General features: G+C 69.3%; 19 protein-coding genes and 1 pseudogene. 13 read left to right on the forward strand and 7 right to left on the reverse strand.

Annotated elements, in window-relative coordinates; genetic code table 11:
* Window positions 1-167 precede the first annotated feature (167 nt).
* Entirely contained in the window at window positions 168-1,514 is a 1,347-nt protein-coding gene (locus tag P8A20_RS16270) for a PP2C family protein-serine/threonine phosphatase (RefSeq protein ID WP_306103738.1), read from the forward strand.
* Here P8A20_RS16270 and P8A20_RS16275 read toward each other — a convergent pair.
* From P8A20_RS16275 to P8A20_RS16290, 4 genes are all read right to left on the reverse strand, one after another.
* Window positions 1,496-1,831 (reverse strand): DUF2516 family protein, encoded by a 336-nt coding sequence (locus tag P8A20_RS16275; protein WP_147958388.1) that lies wholly within the window; start codon window positions 1,829-1,831, stop codon window positions 1,496-1,498. The genes P8A20_RS16270 and P8A20_RS16275 overlap by 19 nt on opposite strands.
* Before the next feature lie 117 nt (window positions 1,832-1,948).
* Window positions 1,949-2,629 carry a hypothetical protein gene (locus P8A20_RS16280; RefSeq protein ID WP_147958389.1) on the reverse strand — a complete coding sequence of 227 codons (681 nt, stop codon included), beginning with the start codon at window positions 2,627-2,629 and terminating at the stop codon, window positions 1,949-1,951.
* A 28-nt stretch (window positions 2,630-2,657) separates the two neighbouring features.
* The gene (locus P8A20_RS16285; protein ID WP_147958390.1) at window positions 2,658-3,167 is read right to left on the reverse strand and encodes a helix-turn-helix domain-containing protein; all 510 of its coding nucleotides are present in this window, start codon (window positions 3,165-3,167) and stop codon (window positions 2,658-2,660) included.
* 196 nt (window positions 3,168-3,363) lie between these two features.
* Entirely contained in the window at window positions 3,364-4,089 is a 726-nt protein-coding gene (locus tag P8A20_RS16290; protein WP_306103739.1) for a class I SAM-dependent methyltransferase, read from the reverse strand.
* A 202-nt stretch (window positions 4,090-4,291) separates the two neighbouring features.
* Here P8A20_RS16290 and P8A20_RS16295 point away from each other — a divergent pair, with 202 nt between their 5' ends.
* The 5 genes from P8A20_RS16295 to P8A20_RS16315 all read left to right on the forward strand — a co-directional run bounded on the left by P8A20_RS16295 (window position 4,292) and on the right by P8A20_RS16315 (window position 10,031).
* Window positions 4,292-5,005 carry a TnsA-like heteromeric transposase endonuclease subunit gene (locus P8A20_RS16295; RefSeq protein ID WP_306103740.1) on the forward strand — a complete coding sequence of 238 codons (714 nt, stop codon included), beginning with the start codon at window positions 4,292-4,294 and terminating at the stop codon, window positions 5,003-5,005.
* A gap of 95 nt (window positions 5,006-5,100) precedes the next feature.
* Window positions 5,101-7,053 (forward strand): transposase, encoded by a 1,953-nt coding sequence (locus P8A20_RS16300; RefSeq protein WP_511104014.1) that lies wholly within the window; start codon window positions 5,101-5,103, stop codon window positions 7,051-7,053.
* Complete coding sequence (locus P8A20_RS16305) at window positions 7,050-8,102, forward strand: AAA family ATPase (protein ID WP_306103741.1); 1,053 nt, start codon at window positions 7,050-7,052, stop codon at window positions 8,100-8,102. The genes P8A20_RS16300 and P8A20_RS16305 overlap by 4 nt, the downstream gene beginning before the upstream one ends.
* 3 nt (window positions 8,103-8,105) lie before the next feature.
* Window positions 8,106-9,086 carry a TniQ family protein gene (locus tag P8A20_RS16310; RefSeq protein ID WP_306103742.1) on the forward strand — a complete coding sequence of 327 codons (981 nt, stop codon included), beginning with the start codon at window positions 8,106-8,108 and terminating at the stop codon, window positions 9,084-9,086.
* Window positions 9,087-9,560: 474 nt separating this feature from the next.
* On the forward strand, window positions 9,561-10,031 hold the full coding sequence (locus P8A20_RS16315) for a DIP1984 family protein (RefSeq protein WP_147960328.1): 471 nt from the start codon (window positions 9,561-9,563) through the stop codon (window positions 10,029-10,031).
* Between the two features lie 396 nt (window positions 10,032-10,427).
* Here the strand turns inward: P8A20_RS16315 and P8A20_RS16320 are convergent, their stop codons facing one another.
* Window positions 10,428-11,009 carry a TetR/AcrR family transcriptional regulator gene (locus P8A20_RS16320; protein ID WP_147958391.1) on the reverse strand — a complete coding sequence of 194 codons (582 nt, stop codon included), beginning with the start codon at window positions 11,007-11,009 and terminating at the stop codon, window positions 10,428-10,430.
* Window positions 11,010-11,125: 116 nt separating this feature from the next.
* On the opposite strand from P8A20_RS16320, the gene P8A20_RS16325 reads away from it, so the two are divergent.
* From P8A20_RS16325 to P8A20_RS16355, 7 genes are all read left to right on the forward strand, one after another.
* On the forward strand, window positions 11,126-11,818 hold the full coding sequence (locus P8A20_RS16325; protein ID WP_306103743.1) for an SDR family oxidoreductase: 693 nt from the start codon (window positions 11,126-11,128) through the stop codon (window positions 11,816-11,818).
* A gap of 198 nt (window positions 11,819-12,016) precedes the next feature.
* The gene (locus P8A20_RS16330; RefSeq protein WP_147958393.1) at window positions 12,017-12,628 is read left to right on the forward strand and encodes a DinB family protein; all 612 of its coding nucleotides are present in this window, start codon (window positions 12,017-12,019) and stop codon (window positions 12,626-12,628) included.
* Complete coding sequence (locus P8A20_RS16335; protein WP_147958394.1) at window positions 12,625-12,960, forward strand: hypothetical protein; 336 nt, start codon at window positions 12,625-12,627, stop codon at window positions 12,958-12,960. The genes P8A20_RS16330 and P8A20_RS16335 overlap by 4 nt, the downstream gene beginning before the upstream one ends.
* Window positions 12,961-13,000: 40 nt before the next feature.
* The gene (locus tag P8A20_RS16340; protein ID WP_147958395.1) at window positions 13,001-13,330 is read left to right on the forward strand and encodes a deoxyxylulose-5-phosphate synthase; all 330 of its coding nucleotides are present in this window, start codon (window positions 13,001-13,003) and stop codon (window positions 13,328-13,330) included.
* A 52-nt stretch (window positions 13,331-13,382) separates the two neighbouring features.
* The gene (locus tag P8A20_RS16345) at window positions 13,383-13,871 is read left to right on the forward strand and encodes a MarR family winged helix-turn-helix transcriptional regulator (protein ID WP_147958396.1); all 489 of its coding nucleotides are present in this window, start codon (window positions 13,383-13,385) and stop codon (window positions 13,869-13,871) included.
* 143 nt (window positions 13,872-14,014) lie between these two features.
* The gene (locus P8A20_RS16350; RefSeq protein WP_147958397.1) at window positions 14,015-14,506 is read left to right on the forward strand and encodes a TIGR03618 family F420-dependent PPOX class oxidoreductase; all 492 of its coding nucleotides are present in this window, start codon (window positions 14,015-14,017) and stop codon (window positions 14,504-14,506) included.
* Window positions 14,496-15,119: an HAD-IA family hydrolase gene (locus tag P8A20_RS16355; protein WP_261988568.1), complete on the forward strand. Its 624-nt coding sequence runs from the start codon at window positions 14,496-14,498 to the stop codon at window positions 15,117-15,119. The genes P8A20_RS16350 and P8A20_RS16355 overlap by 11 nt, the downstream gene beginning before the upstream one ends.
* Before the next feature lies 1 nt (window position 15,120).
* Here the strand turns inward: P8A20_RS16355 and P8A20_RS16360 are convergent.
* Both P8A20_RS16360 and P8A20_RS16365 read right to left on the reverse strand, forming a co-directional pair.
* Window positions 15,121-15,327 (reverse strand): annotated as a pseudogene (locus P8A20_RS16360) (TetR family transcriptional regulator); the annotation flags it as partial.
* Entirely contained in the window at window positions 15,324-16,097 is a 774-nt protein-coding gene (locus tag P8A20_RS16365; RefSeq protein WP_147958398.1) for a TetR/AcrR family transcriptional regulator, read from the reverse strand. The gene P8A20_RS16365 and the pseudogene P8A20_RS16360, both read right to left, overlap by 4 nt.
* Window positions 16,098-16,136: the final 39 nt, after the last annotated feature.

The following is a 16,136-nucleotide window of genomic DNA, read 5'->3' on the forward strand; positions in this document are numbered from 1 at the left end:
ATCACGTCGGATCCGTGGCGGGACGCGGCTTATGGCCGCGCATATGACGGAGGATGATCGCCGGGCGCCATTCCGTTCCGCCGCCGCGGACCGCTATCGTCCCCGTCGGCGGTTCGTCGTTCGTCGATCCGCCGCGCCCTCGGGGGGAGGGAAGGAAACCCGAACCGATGCCCGTACCCGTACCGCAGCAACGTGCCGTTCCCGCTGCGGAGACCACTCATGGCGCCGACCTCACCCTTCTGGTGATCGAGGACGACCCTGCGGGCACCTTCGCAGTCCCCGAGCTGTCGTCCACCACGGGGGCACGGGTCCGCGTCCGTACCGCACGCAACCTCACCGAGGCCTGGCTGCTCACCGACGACGTCGACTGCATCCTGCTCGACCTCGACCTGGAGGCGGCCTCGCTGCCCACCGGCGCGCGCGCCGAGGGCCGCGACGACGGGACCGGCCGCCCGGACGGGCTCGCCGCCCTCGAACACATCCTGCGCATCGCGCCCCGCCACGCCGTGCTCGCCCTCACCGCGGAGGACGACGCGGAGCGCGCGGCCGAGGCCGTACGCGTCGGGGCCCAGGACTACCTCTTCCGCGACGAGCTCGACGGGCGCCTCCTCAGCCGTGCCATCCGGTACGCCGTGGAGCGCAAACGCGCGGACATCGCCCAGCACCAGCTGACCGAGTCCCGGCTGCGGGCCCAGGAGAACGCCCGTCTGGAACGCGGGCTGCTGCCCACCCCGCTCCTCGACGGCTCCGACCTGGCCTTCGCCGCCCACTACCGGCCGGGCCGCAGCCGTGCCCTGCTCGGCGGCGACTTCTACGACACGGTCCGCACACCCGACGGCACGGTCCACGCCATGATCGGCGACGTCTGCGGGCACGGCCCCGACGAGGCGGCGCTCGGCGTCGAGCTGCGCATCGCGTGGCGCGCGCTGACGCTGGCGGGGCTCTGCGGCGACGACCTGCTCTCCACGTTGCAGCAGGTCCTGGAGCACGAGCGGCAGAGCGAGGAGATCTTCGCGACGCTCTGCACCGTCGACATCGCCCCCGACGGCCGGCGCGCGGGCCTGTGCATCGCGGGACACCCCGCACCGCTGATCGCCCGGCAGGGACGGGCGGCGCACCTCCTCCCGTACGAGGACGGGGGCCCGGCCCTCGGCCTGCTCCCGCACGCCCGGTGGCCCCGCCGCCAGGTGCAGCTGGGCGGCTCCTGGAGCCTGATGATGTACACCGACGGGCTGATCGAGGGGCGTGTCGGCGCGGGCGGGACCCAGCGGCTGGGCCAGGACGGCATGGTCGCCATGGTCAACGGCCGGCTGGACCAGGGGCTGGGCGGCGAAGCGCTGCTGGAGGCCGCGGTCACCCAGGTCCAGGAACTGAACGGCGGCGAGCTGACCGACGACGTGGCGGTCCTGCTTCTGGAACGCGACGAGGCCCGGATACGCCGAAGGGGCAGGAACGCAATGCGTTCCCGCCCCGGTGCCGCCTCGTCGGCGGGCGCTCAGCGCCCGCCGTTGTAGGGGCCGTACGGTCCGTCGCTGCTGGAGCCTCCGCGACGCCCGCCGCCGCCCGACACGGCCTTGAGCGCGGGCTTCACGTCCACCATGAAGACGATGGACGCGATCACGCCCGCGATCTGCAGGAACAGGATCGGGATGACGAGGTTCACGAAGACGGTGACCCCGAGGATGATCAGCCAGAAGGACTTCTTCTGCTTGTCCGCGGCTCGGTAGGCGTCCTCGCGCGCCGTCACGGCGAAGACCAGCGCGACCACGGCCAGGACGAGCATGGCCAGGTACAACAACTGGAGAATCGAGCCGAATGCTTCGAGCAACACGGTGAACACCGCCTAGTCAGTGGATGAGCGCCTCGCGGCCAAGGTACCGGGACAACGACCCGGGCACCCCGAAAGGTGCCCGGCGCACTGCCCCGGCAATCCTGGGACCGCTTCCGCCTACTTCGCGGGCGGGGTCGTCTTCTTCGCCACGGGCTTCCGCGCGGGCGCCGGCTTCTTCGCCGTCGCGGTGGGCGCGGTCCGGGACGCGGCCGTCTTCGGCGCGGGCTTCTTCGCGGCGGGGGCGGCCGGCTTCGCGGGAGTCACCGGCTTCGCGGCCGTGACGGGCTTCGCAGGAGTCACCGGCTTCGCCACGGCCTCGGACTTCTGCTTCGGCACGGACTTCGGCTCCGCCTCGACGACGGCGGCGATCTCCACGATCTCGTCGGCCGTATCACCGCGCCAGGTGCGCACGGACTGCTCACCGCGCTCGGCGACCTTCTCGTACGTCTCCCGGGCCCGGACGGCGTACTCGGCAGCCACACCCACGCTCCGCAGCGCCAGGTCCTGGGCGGTCTCGCCCCACTTCTTGAGGTCGGTGTCCAGCGTCCCGAAGACCTCGGTGACCTTCGCCTGCACGGTGGCCTGAGCCTCCCTGGCCTGCGTGGTCACCCGCTCCTGCACGGCCTTCGGGTCGGTGTTGCGCACCGCCTCGATCCGCTCGGGCGCCTCGGCCCGCAGCTGCTCGATCAGGGCCGGGACCTTGCGCGCCTGCTCCACGGCGAGGTCGGCCGTGCCGGCGGCGAAGTAGAGGGGGGTCGGGTCGGTGAGGGTCTTGCGCAGGTCATCGGTGATGGCCATGACTGTGGTCCTCCCGGATCATCAGAAGTCAGTTCGCTGGTGGGTCTGCATCACTGCCGCCGGCCGTACGGGGGCCGCGGGCATCCGGACCGGCGCCGTTCCCGTCCCCGGCACCGCTTTCCGCGTCGGCATCGATTCTGCTCTTCGCGTCGGCGGCGCCGTGGAACTCGGACCCGGTGTCGGGCGCGACATCGAAACCGTTCTCCCGGCGGAAGGAGTCGTAGATCTGGAGCAGTACGTTCTTCTGCCGCTCGTTGATCGACGGATCGGCCAATATGACAGCCCTCGTCTCGAGCTCCTCCCGCTCCCGCTCGTCGAGGATCCCGGCCCGCACGTAGAGCGTCTCGGCGGAGATCCGCAGGGCCTTCGCGACCTGCTGGAGCACCTCGGCACTCGGCTTGCGCAGACCGCGCTCGATCTGGCTGAGATACGGATTGGACACCCCGGCGGCGTCGGCGAGCTGCCGCAGGGAGAGCTGCGCGGTACGCCGCTGCTCACGCAGGTACTCGCCGAGATTGCCGACGTTGAGTGATGCCATGGCTCGATGGTGCACCACCCTTGCTAACTTTTGCAAGCGGCTGCTTGCAAAAGTGTTCCATCCCATGACGGAGGCGGGCTGTGACCCGCAGTGTCCGTTGTCCGTTCCCAGTGCTTGTGAGGGTTCCCGCTGGATCTGCTCGGCGAAGTGATCGAGTCCCAATCAATCTGCGCGGCGAGGTCTCTCGTGGGCTGAGCTACGGACGTCGCGCGACGAAGACGAACTCCTTGCCCGGCCTGTCGGGCGCGTCGCGTACGTCCTCCACCACGTACCCCTGCGCGATCAGCTCCGTCTCGACCTCCTGCCGCTCGCGGAAGCGCAGGGTGGAGTCCGACGTCATTACCTCCCCGTCGGCAGCGAACACATAGGTCCAGCGGAACGTCACCAGCGGCTCGCTCACCTCGATCACTTGGACCCAGCTTTCGACTGGGCCGACATCCGGGATCTCCGTCACGCGATATGAGGCTTCGCGGTTCCACTCCTCCCAGGCACGTCTGGCTGGGTCCCGGGTCTCGAACACCAGACGGCCACCAGGCTGTAGTGCTTCGTACGCGCCACGCAGGGTCTCGCGCCATGCCTGCGGATCAAGGATCTGCTGGGCGGCGTTCGCGGTCATGGTTGCCAGGTCGGCCCGCATCGGCGGAAGTGTCGTGGCATCGCCACAGATCCAGCGCACTCGCTCGCCGCCCCGCTTGGCTCGGGCCACGTCGATGGACGCTTGAGCGGGATCGACACCCACGACTTCGATCCCGCGTTCAGCCAGCAGAAGCGCGAACACGCCTGTTCCACAGCCGATGTCCAGCACTTGACGTGCCCCGAACTCCTCCGTCATCTGGACGTACGCGTCGAGATCGCCGCGATCGGGGTCGAGTGGGTCGTAGATCGCGGCGAGCCGTGGATGTCCAAAACATTCGTCTGTCATGCGGCCGAACGTAGGGGCCGCTGAGCTCGGACGCCTACTCAATTTCGCCGCGTGCCAGCGGCGTTGGCCTTCCTGCCGCGAGAGATCTTCGGCCGATCACTCGGATGGGGGATTTGGTCCCATTCCTTCCTCTCGTTCCCGCCGCTTCTGCACAGTGGTTCACATGGGGGCCCAAGGAACAGCACAGCAGGCGTTGCCAGCCGTGGACCAGTTTGAGGTCGGATGGCGGGATGCCGAGGGTGAGCATCGGCGACCGTTGGCGGATGTGCTCTCGGTGGAGTTTGAGGCAGGTCTGCCAGTACGCGGGTTCCCGTCGTACCGCGGCCAGCGAAACTTCCCGGGCCTGTACTGGTCGGCCACGACAGGCGGGCACGTGGGGTTCGAGTCGTGGCTGGAGCGGGATCACGCGATGCTGCTTGACTTCACGCCGGAGGTGACGGGGCTGCTGTCACAGCCTCTGTGGCTGTTCTGGAAGGACGAGCGGGGTAAGCGCATCTCGCACGCTCCGGACTACTTCGCTCGGTTCGAGGACGGGCGGGGGCTGGTGGTGGACTGTCGGCCGCTGGACCGGATCGACTCACGATCAGCAGCCAAGTTCGCCGCGACGCGCACAGCTTGCGAGGTGGCGGGGTGGGGCTACCGGGTTGTTGGCGAGGTGGACGCCGTGCGGATGGTGAACGTTCGCTGGCTGGCGGGATACCGGCATCCGCGGCACGGGGCCGACGAAGGGCTCGCGGCCCGGTTGTTGGCACTGTTCTCGGCGCCTTCGCCGCTGGTGCCACAGGCTGCGTTGCTCGGCGATCCGATCACGGTGTTGCCAGCGGTGTTCCATCTGCTCTGGCTGGGACGGCTGGCCGCCGATCTGTCACGGCCTCTGTCGGATGCCACGCTGGTGTCGCCGGCGGCGACCCGGTGAGCGGGCGCCCAGGGCCACGGGCGGCGTTGAGGGTTGGGGATCAAGTGCGCCTGGATGACCGGCTGCACGCGGTCGTCGGCCTGTCCGGGACGACGGTGCGGCTCCTCGACGAAGCCGGGTCGGCGAGTCTGGTGTTGCTGTCCCACCTACTGGCCTCCGAAGGCTTTGAGCTGATCGGCCAGGGTGTCGATCAGGGCCGTATGCCGCCGTTCGCGCTGTTGGACATCGTGCCGGAGCGGGAAGCGGAGAAGGCGGCGGCCTGGGAAAGCCATGTGACCGAGGTGGAGTTCGGCAAGCCACTGGATGCTGACCCCACGACTCCACCTCGCCCTGAATACGACCCGGCAAGCCACACAGTGGAAGAGCGAGTGGCGGCCAAGGCTGCGGAACTACGGGCTATCGGATGGCAGGCGAGTGCGGGAACCGTGCAGCGAATGCGCAGGCGCTACCGCGAGCAGGGCCTGTGGGGGCTGGTCGATCACCGCAAGACTCGGGTGTCCTCGCCGACGGGTCGGGCCGATGACCGGGTGGTCTCCGCCATCGCGGAGATCCTCGCCTCGACAACGAACGAGTCCACCGGCACCCGCGGCCGGCTGCGTCGGCGAGTGGAGGCGCTGCTGGCTGAGCGCCATGGCCCGGGAACGGTGCCGATGCCGTCGAAGTCGGCGTTCTACCGGCTCGTCGAGGCGATGAGCGAGGGCACGCATGCTTTCGGCGAGGCCACGTCCCGCAGGTCAGCGGCTCGCCGCCCGCAAGGAGCGTTCACCCCTTCCTCGGCCTGCCGCCCCGGCGAGATGGTGCAGATCGACACGACACCACTGGACGTGCTGGTGGTCCTGGAGGACGGGGTGAGCGGACGTCCGGAACTCACGATCGCCGTCGACGTGGCAACGAGGACGATCTGCGCTGCGGTGCTGCGACCAGCAGGCACCAAGGCCGTGGACGCCGCCCTGCTGCTGGCCAAGATGCTGGTCCCGGAGCCGCTACGGCCCGGCTGGTCGGAAGCACTGGCGATGTCGATGACGCTGATCCCCCACCAGAGGCTGTTGGAGCTCGACGCGCGCCTGGAGCAAGCGGCCGCCAAGCCGGTGATCGTGCCAGAGACGATCGGCATTGATCACGGGAAGGTGTTCGTCTCCAACACCTTCCTGACCGCCTGCCGGTCGCTGGGCGTCTCCGTCCAGCCGTCCCGCCCGGCGACCCCGACGGACAAGGGAATCGTCGAGCGGACGTTTTCCTCGATCAACACGCTGTTCTGCCAGCACATCCCTGGCTACACCGGTTCGAACACGACCCGCCGGGGGGCCGAGGTCGAGGCCGTCTGGACGCTCGCGGAAGTGGACGACCTGTTGCAGGAATGGATCGTGGCCTGCTGGCAGCAGCGGCCACACGAAGGACTGCGCAGCCCATTCCTACCGGGCCGGCCGATGTCTCCCAATGACGCATACGCCCTGCTGGTCTCCCGCACCGGCTACCTGCCGATGCCGCTGAGCGGCCCCGACTACTTGGAACTGCTGCCAGCACTCTGGCGTTCGGTCAACGACTACGGCATCCGCGTCGACCACCGCACCTACAACTGCCCCGGACTGAACCCGCTGCGGCGCCGCTCCTCAGGAGTGACCGCCAAGGGCGGACTCTGGGAAGTCCACTACGACCCCTACGACCTGTCCCAGATCTGGGTACGCGACGCGCGCACCGGAAAGTGGATCACGGTTCCGTGGACACACCGGCACCTGGTCTCCGCGCCGTTCGCGGACTTCACCTGGCGCCGGGCCCGGGACCTGCTCGCCATGCGGGGCCAGGACGACACCAACCAAGCCGCCGTGGCCATCGCAGTCGACCAGTTGCTGACGCGGGCGGAAAGCGGGCCGGACCGCCGCATCGCGGCCCGCACCCGCGCTGCCCTGGAGCCCGCCCGGTCCGTCCCTGCGCTGCCGCAGGCACCAGCTTTTGAAGACGCCGAGGACGAGGCCACCGTCCCGGAGCAGACATCGAGCGTCATTCCCTTCGGCGTCTTCGATGCCTTCACCGACGGGAGTCGCCTGTGAGCGAGGCTCCGCCACCGGACATCGCCAACCCGCAGATGTCGCTGACCACGAAGGAAGGCTGGCGGGCGTTCGTCGATGAGAACCCTGATCCCCCGCCATCGCTCCCGTCCGGCACCGTCCTGGACGAGGACGAGTCGGAGTCCTACAGGGAAGCGCGGATCGATTACCACACACGATCCGTCATCGTGAACACTCCCACGATCCGTGGCGTCGTCACCACGGGCCGCAAACGCATCGTGCTCAACCGGCACCAGGTCTCCGCCCGTCGCGGCCTGATCGTGTCCGGTTCGGCCGGCACCGGCAAGACCACGGCGATCACCCAGCTGGGCAAGAACGTCGAACAGATCACCCGGCGGCGCAACCCCACCACCGTCGGCGGACTGCCGGTCGTCTTCGTCACCGTCCCCCCGGCGGCTACCCCGAAGATGCTCGCAGGCGAGTTCGCCCGATTCCTTGGCATCCCGCTGGAACACCGCATGAGCCAGGTCCAGATCACCAACGCCGTCTGTGATCTGCTCGGCAAGCTCGGCACCACACTCGTCCTGGTCGACGAGATCCACAACCTCGACCTGACCACCCGCAATGGAGCTGAGGCATCCGATCAGCTCAAGTACCTCTCGGAACGGATCGCGGCCACCTTCGTGCTCGCTGGTCTCGACGTCGAAACCAGCAGCCTGTTCCAGGGCACGCGCGGACAGCAGATCGCCGGCCGCTATACGGTCATCCCCTCCCGGCCCTTCGGCCACAAGAATCGCGCGGACAAGGAGAGCTGGCAGGCCCTGGTGGTGACGATGGAGGACTCCCTGCGACTACAGGCCCATCGTCCCGGCACCTTGGTCGCCATGACCGATTACCTCCACGAGCGCACTGGCGGGCTGATCGGCAGTCTTTCCCAGCTCATCCGAGAAGCCGCAGTCGACGCCATCGACAGCGGCACGGAAAAGATCACCAAGCGCATGCTCGACGAGATCGAGCTCGACCACGCTGTCCAGAAGACCCGGCCCGATCACCCCCGAGCCAAATACGCCCGCAGGCCGAAGGCGGCCTGAGCAATGGAGCCCTGGGAAGCCCCGGTCAGGCTCCTGCCCCTTCCTCTGCCGCCTGTCCACGGGGAGGTCTTCGGCTGGTATCTGCATCGCCTCGCCGCCGCCAACCACGTGACGTCGGGCCAACTGGCGAAAACCCTGACCCCATTCAAAAATGCGCTGATCGGCAAGCGGACGGACACGTTATGGCGCTGGACTCCGATGGTTCTGCCGCGGCTGGCACTCCTGACGGGTCTCCCTCACGAGACCCTTCGGATGCTATTGCCAGCGGTCTCCCGGATTGAGGCGCGTACCGGAGGCGAGGTGATCCGCTACCGGCGGCGTCTCTACGTCGCGTGCTCGCACTGCATGCATCGCCGTGGAATCACCGAACCAGTCCTCGCGCATCGCCCCGCCGATCTTCAGCTCTGCCGCCGACACGGCATCTGGCTCGACGGCAACCGCCAATACCGCGTCGGCCACCTTCCAGAACTTGTCACCGCTCAACACCGGCACCGGCGAATCGCCCGCCGCTTCCCCGACACCCTGGAAGCAGCGACGAAGGAAGCGCAGCACATGGTCCGCTCCTGGCTTCTGAACAAGAAGCAGCCCCATCTGCTCTCACGCTGGAACGACCGTCTCGCGCAACTCCCGCCCAAGGAGGCCATCTACGAGAACATCATCAGGCGACGCGTCGACGAGCGGGAGTTCATCGCCACCTACCCGGAGTTCGTCACCATGCTCGGCATGGTGGCCGACCCTGCTTGGCGAGCACGACGGGCACCTCGCCAATGGGTGAACCTAAGCCAGCACCGGCGCACGATCGACGCCGTCTACGCAGAAGCCGAGCACCGGCTCAACGTCCCATCTCTCCGAGAGAATCGACACTCCCACACCTTCTACAACGACGCCCTCTTTCGCTGGACTGACTCCCTGGGACGATCACTGATGCTGGTGACGACGCCGGACGACTACGACGCCCTACGGGATGAGTCCCACCAGAACTGAAAGACACCAGGCCACGGCCATACCGTCCGACAGAACAAATGGGACCGTCTCAGCTCGCGCTCAAGCAGGCGCAGCAACGTCCAGATCCACTGGGCCGCCCGGCTTCCAACCCGTCCCAGCAGAACTGACAAGTCCCAGGTCAGAGACACCTCCTCGATCCAGATCTCTTGGGAACGGACATCCGTTCTCGGTGGAGTGGCGAGTCCCAGCGCTTCCGGCGAACCGCTTGGCGGAGTCCCGGCGAAGTCAGCCGTCCCGCTGCCCTGCCTCTTCCGGCACCGGCGGACTCTTCTGGAACTGGCGGATTCCCACTCGCCCCGTTCGTGCTGTCGGATTGCCTTCCGTAGCGCCCTGAGCGGCCGCCCGCTGTCGCTCCAGTGCTGGCCAGGGACCCTGTGGGCATAAAACCAAGTGCATGCGAGCCGGCCCTCACTCGTATACTCGTGCGAGTTCACGGAGGGGGAGGTGGAGACGGTGAAGCTTGCCGAGGCACTGGCAGAACGTGCGGAGGCCACGCGTCGCGTGGAACAGTTGCGAGCGCGCGTCGTCGGCAGTGCGCGGTACCAGGAGGGGGAGACACCCGCCGAGGATGCCGCCCAGTTGCTGGCCGAGGCCGGTGAGGTGCTGAGCGCTCTGGAAACGTTGATCCGGCGGATCAACCGGACCAACGCCACCGTGGAGATGGGGCCCGACGGCACGCTCACCGATGCCCTCGCACGCCGGGATGTCCTGCGGTTGCGTCACTCGGTGGTCACCGCGGCGGCGGACGCGGCGGCTGGCACCAGCGAGCGGGGATACGGCCGGCAGCTCCGGTCCGAGCTGATGATGCTTTCCGCGCTTCCGGTCGCGGAACTGCGCGGTCAGGCAGACGTCCTCGCGCGGGAGATCCGCGAGGTCGACGTGCGGATCCAGCGCACGAACTGGGAGGTGGATCTGCTGGACTGAGTGGTCCGGCAGATCGAGACGATGTGGAGCAGGTAGCAGCTTCGGAGGCGTGCACACACCGAGGGCCGGCGGTTTTCCGGCCCACTCCTGGCGCGTGAAGAGCAACGCGGGGGTTCGACTCCCCATCAACAGTGCAGCTCAGCATGGCGTACAGGTAAAGGTGCACATCGCACAGCACATCACCACGTGCAGATCCGAAGCGGTGAGGGCGGGTTCGGGGCTTTCCACATCGCAGCACCATGGACAACGGCGGCCGGAGCGCAACGGGGGTGTGCGGATGGCATCGCCTGCCTGTCGACACCACCGAAGCCTCGGCCTGACCCCTCACGGAGCGGCTGCCGATGATGCGGCACCGGCGCGTACTGCCGGACACCGCGCCCGGCACAGGCGCCCCGGTCAGCCGGTTTCCGTTTCCGTCAGGGCCGCGTGCGCGGCGGCGAGAATCTCCTCGGAGAGCGGGGAACCCTGGGTGGCCCGGGACAGCACCAGCGCACCGAACAAGGTGCACAGCCGGGCGATGCCCTCCTCACTCCCGTCGGAGGCGTCGGCCGGGGCGAGGAATCCGGCGAAGTCTGCCACGCCCTCCGTGTAGGCGCGGCGGGCATCTAGGCCCTCGCCCCCGCGTGCCACGTCGACGGCAAGGGCTGCGACCGGGCAGCCGTCCGCCGCGTTGTCACGGTGTTCGACGGAGAGATAGGCGTCGATCAGGGCCCGCTGAGCAACGTCCCGCTGCCCCTCGTACCGCTCTAGGCCGGCCGCGTGGCGCCGGGTGAGCTCGTCGAAGGCGTGGGTGGTCGCCTCGTCGACGAGCGCCTCCTTGGAGGCGAACTGCTTGTAGAAGGCGCCGTGGGTGAGACCGGCCGCCTTCATGAGGTCGGCAACGCTCACGTGGGTGCCCTGCTCCCGGAACAACCGGGAGGCGGTGTCCACCACCCGCCTGCGGTTTTCCTCCGCCTGTGCCTGCGATACGCGGCCCATGACCGCCTCCCATTTTTGGATGTCGACTGGCATCTATCGTAACTCGATGCTTAGATTGGACACGTAATCTAATTACGCCCGGGGCTCGACGGCCCCCACCAGGACCAGGAGCAGTCATGGAACTGAAGAACGCGGTCGCAGTGGTCACCGGCGCCAACCGCGGCCTGGGGCGGCACCTGGCCGCCCAGCTCGTCGAGCACGGCGCCAAGGTGTACGCGGCGGCCCGCCTGCCCGAGACGGTCGACCTGCAGGGTGTCACCCCCCTGCGACTGGACGTCACCGACGAGGAGTCGATACGCGAGGCCGCCCGCATCGCTTCGGACGCGACGCTGCTCATCAACAACGCGGGCATCTCCACCGGTGCACCGCTGATCGGAGGCGACCTGGGCGAGGTGCGCCGGGAGATGGAGACCAACTTCTTCGGCCCGCTCGCCACGACCCGGGCCTTCGCCCCCGTCATCGAGGGCAACGGCGGCGGCACCGTGCTCAACGTGTTGTCCGTCCTGTCCTGGATGCACCCGGCCGCTCTCGGCTCGTACGCCGCCTCCAAGGCCGCCGCCTGGGCTCTGACCGGCGCGACCCGCGAGGAACTGGCGTCCCGCGGCATCACCGTCTCGGCGCTGCACGTCGGCTACATGGACACCGACATGGCCGCCGCCGTCCCCGCCGACCAGAAGACCGCCGCCGCCGACGTCGCGGCCCAGGCCCTGTACGGCATCGAGACCGGCCGGCCTGAGATCGTCGCCGACGAGATCACCCGGCAGATCAAGCAGAGCCTGGCCACCACGCCGCAGACGAACGCGGCCTGAGGCTTGCCCAACTCCGCTGCGGCACGCCCCCCTCCTGGCCGACACCGCGACGTCGCCTGACGCGTGACGCCTGACGCCTGACGCCTGACGCCTGAAGCAACAGGACGATCCTGCGCACTCGGCGGGAAGCGGGCAGCCCGCGTCACGAGCGCGGCAAAAGACGGTGACCGAGGCCACCGCCAGGGGCAGACTGGCCCCATGACTGCCCCTGACGCCAAGGCCGACCTCCACTTCTATCTCCAGTCGGTCCGTGACGCCCTGCTGTGGAAGCTCGAAGGCCTCTCGGAGTACGACGCCAGGCGTCCGCTGACGCCGACCGGCACGAACCTGCTGGGCCTGGTCAAGCATGTGGCCGGCGTCGAGTTCGGCTACCTCGGCGACACGTTCGGCCGGCCGTCCGGCGAGCCACTGCCCTGGGTCGACGAAGGGGCCGAGCCCAACGCGGACATGTGGGTCACCGCCGACGAGTCACGCGAGCAGATCGTGGGCCTCTACCACCGCGCCTGGGCACACGCCGACGCGACGATCGCGGCCCTGCCGCTCGACACGGTGGGCACGGTGCCGTGGTGGCCGTCCCACCGTGCCGAGGTGACGCTGCATCACGCCGTGGTGCGCGTGATCGCCGACACGCAGCGGCACGCCGGGCACGCGGACATCGTCCGGGAGCTGATCGACGGCGCCGTGGGCATGCGCGTGGACAACGTGGCCGTACCGTCCGGCGACGCGTCCTACTGGGAGGCGCACCGGAGCCGTCTGGAGCGCGCCGCCCGCGACGCGGACCGAGCCCGCCCTGTGGTGCCGGGCCCGTGAGCGATGGGCTGCCCCTTCTGGCGCTCGCGGTCGTACTGGCCGCCGTCATGGGCTTCTTCAGGTGGCTGGCCTCCCGTGTACGGCGCCGCGGTACGGCCGGTTCGGCCGTCAGCGCGGCCCTGGCGTCCTACGACGAGGCCTTCCGGGTGACCGCCCATGACGCCCACCACGAGATCCGGGCCCAGGCCGAGCGGAAGGCCCCCCTTCTCTCCCCCGACCGGCTCTGGAAGTCCGGGCGTGAAGTGGGACCGACGTCCTGGGAACACCGGCGGCCCGGGCCTCGGAGCCGTATCCGGCGCCTGTGGCGTGGGCGCCGGCCAGGGGCCGAGTAATCCCGTCGGACTGCCGGTGCGCCCGGCCTACTCTGGCCGCATGCCTCCCGCCAAGAGCTCGTTCGTCTGCCTGCCGTGCCGGGCCTCCTACAAGCAGCCGGGCGGCGGGGAGAAGCCCCGCCGCTGCCCCCGGTGCGCCGGGACACTGATCCACGCCGGGGCAGCCTTCGCGGCGCCACGCCGGCGGGACACCGCGGCGTGGCGCACGCTCTCGGTCCTGCTGAACGCGGGTGTCCGCTTCCACATGGGCTGCAGCACGGGGTCGGGCTACCGTCCGCGCACGCTGAGCGAGGTGAAGGAGCGGATGGTGCACGCCGAGCGCACGGGGGAGCCGTTCGCGAGCGCCCTGGTCCGGCCCGAGCTGCCGTGAGAACGTCCCTTTGCGGACCATCCGGCTCGGTACGAGTTGTACGCTGCCCGGCATGACCGCCCTGACTCCCACCCGCACGGCACCCGACCTGTCCTTCCTCCTCGACCACACCGGCCACGTCCTGCGGACCCGCATGGCCGCTGCCCTCGCCGAGATCGGGCTGACCGCACGCATGCACTGCGTCCTGGTGCACGCCCTGGAGGAGGAGCGCACCCAGATCCAGCTCGCGGAGATCGGCGACATGGACAAGACCACGATGGTGGTGACCGTGGACGCCCTGGAGAAGGCAGGCCTCGCCGAACGGAAGCCTTCCACCCGTGACCGGCGGGCCCGGATCATCGGCGTTACCGAGGAGGGCGCGCGGATCGCCGCGCGGAGCCAGGAGATCGTCGACCGGGTCCACCAGGACGCCCTGGGCACAGTCCCCGAAGGCGACCGCGAGGTGCTGCTGCGCACCCTGAACCAGTTGGCCACAGGCCACCTGGCCACACGCTCCGAAAACCCCCGGCCGGTCCGGCGGGCGCGCCAGGGCCAGAGGTGACCGCCCGGAGTACGCGTCACCACCGAGGGATGGACCGCCAAATATAGTCTGCAACAAAACCATCTGCTACGGTCTTGATCTGCCGGACCCCCGACAGCGGGGACGATGCCGGGCTCCTGCCCCGCAACCCGAAAGGCCCCACCGTGAAGACCTCGGAAGGCACCGGCGACAAGCCCGCTCCCCGGCCCCTCGACGATTCGGCGCTCTCCGGGATGCTGCGGGACCAGCAGTTCGGCGTGCTCGCCGCCGTCCGTTCCACGGGGCACCCGCACCTGTCGACCGTGCTGTACCGATGGGACGAGGAGGAGCGCGTCCTGCGGATCTCCACCACCGTGGACCGCCTCAAGACCCGCGTCCTGCTGCGGAATCCGCACGCCTCCCTGCATGTCCGGGGCGATGACATCTTCTCGTTCGCCGTGGCGGAAGGCGTCGCGGAGGTGTCGGAGCCGACCACGGAGGCAGGTGACCGGACCGGCCGCGAACTCCTCTCCCTGACACCGGGTTTCGACGACCCGGCCGAGGAACGCGCCTTCCTGGAGGAGGCCGTCGTGGAGCAGCGTGTGGTGATCCGGATCCGCGTGTCGCGTCTCTACGGGGCCGCACTGGACATGACGGGGCCGGCCGGTGTCGCCTGATCCGCCATACGAGGCCGTGCTGTGCGACCTCGACAACGTGCTCCGCTTCTACGACGTGACGCACCTGGCCGCGCTGGAACGGGCTGCCGGCCTGCCTGAGGGCACCACGGAGGACATCGCCTACGCCCCCGAGGTCGATCTCCCGCTCCTCCTTGGCCGGATCTCCCGGGAGGAATGGGTCGAGGCCATCGCCCGCCGACTCGTCGGCCGGGCCGGCAAGGCGAAGGCACAGGAGCTGGCCCGGGCCCTGGCCGACGCGCCGTCCCGGGTTGACAGGGCGGTGGTCGCCCTGTTGCGACAGATACGGGCCCACGTCCCGCTGGTCCTGGTCACCAACGCGACCCCCTGGCTGCACGAGGACCTCGCGGCGCTGGGGCTCACGGACCTGGCGCACCACGTGGTCAGCAGCGCCGTCGAAGGGGTCGCGAAGCCGGACCCCGCGATCTACCGGATCGCCGCCGCACGGGCCGGGGTGCCGATGGGCCGGTGCCTGTTCGTCGACGACAGCGCGGAGAACGTCGCCGCCGCCGTCGCGCTCGGCATGACCGGCGTGTGTTTCCGCGAACCAGCCGACCTGCACGGGCCGTTCGGCCTCATCCCACAGAAGGCGTGAGCTCCTCGCGGTCTGGGAACCGGTGGAGGACCAGGTCCTCCTCGGCCGGGAACCACCGGAACAGCGTCGGCTTCGAGATGTCGGCCACCTCGGCCACGGAGACCTTGCCGGAGCCCCGTTCCAGGAACAGCGGGATCGCGGCCTCGGAGACCGCCTGGCTGGTCAGCTGCCTCCTGCGTCCGCGCAGGCCGGTCCTCCCGGCGCTCATGACGACGTGCCCTTCCTGATCAGCACCTCGACCCCGTCGAGGACCCGTTCGAGACCGAACACGAACTCGTAGTCCGGTTCGTCCGGTGCGCTCATGACGTCCGAGGCCATCAGCCGGGACAGTGCCGGATGCCGGGCCGGATCGGTGAGGCGTTCCACCGTCCGCTCCCACTGCGACATCACCTCCTGGGGCGAGAGGCCCTTCGCCTCGACGGCGGCGGCGAGATCGCTCATCAGCAGGGCCTCGTTGCGCACGAAGCCCCCGACGAGGAGGACGACGGAGATCTTGTCGCCCTCGTCCAGGCCGGTGTCCTCCAGCGCCTGCAGCCCCTGTTCCCACCAGGCGATCGAATGGGGGCTGGCCGGCGGGCCCGCGATCGGGATGCGCAACGCCCACAGGTTGCGGTGGAACATGCGGCGCTGGGCCCACGCCCACTGGCCGAGGGCCTCCCGCCAGCCCGCTCCGTCCTCCAGCGCCGGCAGGGGGCCGGGGGCTCCCATGGCCGCCTCCTGCATGAGGAGGTACAGCTCCTCCTTGGCGGAGACGTAGCGGTAGAGCGCCATCGTGGAGGCGCCCAGCTCCTTGGCCACCCGGCCCATGGAGACGGCGGCGAGCCCTTCCGACACGGCGACCGCCACAGCGGCGGCGACGATGCGGTCCAGTGTCAGGCCGGGCTTCGGGCCCTTGACCGGCCGGTCGCGCAGGCCCCACGCCGCCTCGATGCTGGCCGGCAGGCCGGTACCGCCCGACTCACTGCTCTTCTCCGTCACCCGAAGCCGCCTTCCCCAGTACTGGCTTGCCACCATCCT

The sequence above is a fragment of the Streptomyces sp. Alt3 genome, assembly GCF_030719215.1.
Taxonomy (GTDB): domain Bacteria; phylum Actinomycetota; class Actinomycetes; order Streptomycetales; family Streptomycetaceae; genus Streptomyces; species Streptomyces glycanivorans.

Bases quoted from the DNA above. Each gene is read 5' to 3' on its own strand.
- P8A20_RS16310 (WP_306103742.1), top strand. From the start codon at position 8,106: ATGGAGCCCTGGGAAGCCCCGGTCAGGCTCCTGCCCCTTCCTCTGCCG.
- P8A20_RS16280 (WP_147958389.1), bottom strand. From the start codon at position 2,629: ATGGCCATCACCGATGACCTGCGCAAGACCCTCACCGACCCGACCCCC.
- P8A20_RS16330 (WP_147958393.1), top strand. From the start codon at position 12,017: ATGACTGCCCCTGACGCCAAGGCCGACCTCCACTTCTATCTCCAGTCG.
- P8A20_RS16285 (WP_147958390.1), bottom strand. From the start codon at position 3,167: ATGGCATCACTCAACGTCGGCAATCTCGGCGAGTACCTGCGTGAGCAG.
- P8A20_RS16320 (WP_147958391.1), bottom strand. From the start codon at position 11,009: ATGGGCCGCGTATCGCAGGCACAGGCGGAGGAAAACCGCAGGCGGGTG.
- P8A20_RS16345 (WP_147958396.1), top strand. From the start codon at position 13,383: ATGACCGCCCTGACTCCCACCCGCACGGCACCCGACCTGTCCTTCCTC.
- P8A20_RS16325 (WP_306103743.1), top strand. From the start codon at position 11,126: ATGGAACTGAAGAACGCGGTCGCAGTGGTCACCGGCGCCAACCGCGGC.
- P8A20_RS16270 (WP_306103738.1), top strand. From the start codon at position 168: ATGCCCGTACCCGTACCGCAGCAACGTGCCGTTCCCGCTGCGGAGACC.
- P8A20_RS16290 (WP_306103739.1), bottom strand. From the start codon at position 4,089: ATGACAGACGAATGTTTTGGACATCCACGGCTCGCCGCGATCTACGAC.
- P8A20_RS16340 (WP_147958395.1), top strand. From the start codon at position 13,001: ATGCCTCCCGCCAAGAGCTCGTTCGTCTGCCTGCCGTGCCGGGCCTCC.